Annotated in this window: 1 protein-coding gene; it reads left to right on the top strand. The window is 65.5% G+C overall.

Annotation, left to right across the window (positions count from 1 at the left end; all coding sequences use genetic code 11):
- Window positions 1-653 (top strand): hypothetical protein (locus tag ACWXWW_RS17835; protein ID WP_455971325.1); only part of this gene is annotated, 653 nt, incomplete at both ends.

The following is a 653-nucleotide window of genomic DNA, read 5'->3' as shown; positions in this document are numbered from 1 at the left end:
CCGAAGGGTGTGTTCTCGGTCAACGTGGAGGACGTCGGCGCACCGATCGACGGGGCGGGTGATGCGGGTGCTCCGATCCAGGCGCGCATCAACTCGTGGACGGGCGCGCTGGGCACGCTGAAGCTCACAGCCCCGCCTGGGTCGCAGCTGAGGTTCACGCAGGGTCTGAACGTGAAGAACAAGGACGTCGTGTTCGACTTCACCCTGTGTCACCTGATCAAGGCGACCACGGACCCGATCCTGACCGCGGAGGGCAGTTGGGGGCCGGTCGTCTCCGTCGGTGGGGTCGCGGGCCGCAACACGCTCACGCTCGCAGACTCGTCCGGTTTCAAGTCGGGCGACGTGGTGAAGGTGTTCTCCGACGACCTGATCTGGGATGCTCGCCCGCGCGAGGATGAGAACTCGGGCGGGACGGGCACGGCCTACTCTCGGCAGGGGCAGTTCACGCTCGTGTCCTCGATCACCAGTGCGACGCAGATGAGCGTCAACCCGTCGCTGATCGACGATTACACGCTGAACATCCGTGTCGCGAAGCTGAACGAGCACAACGTGGACTTCCGCTTTGGGACCGCTGAGGCGCTCTCGTCCGCGCCGGGTCCGATGTTCCGGCTCCGTGACCTCCGGTTCCCGATCCTCGAAGGTCGAATCCTCCG

The sequence above is a fragment of the Microbacterium sp. KNMS genome (genome assembly GCF_053851835.1).
The sequence above is the reverse complement of the archived record's forward strand: the minus strand, read 5'-3'. Positions and strand labels throughout refer to the sequence as shown.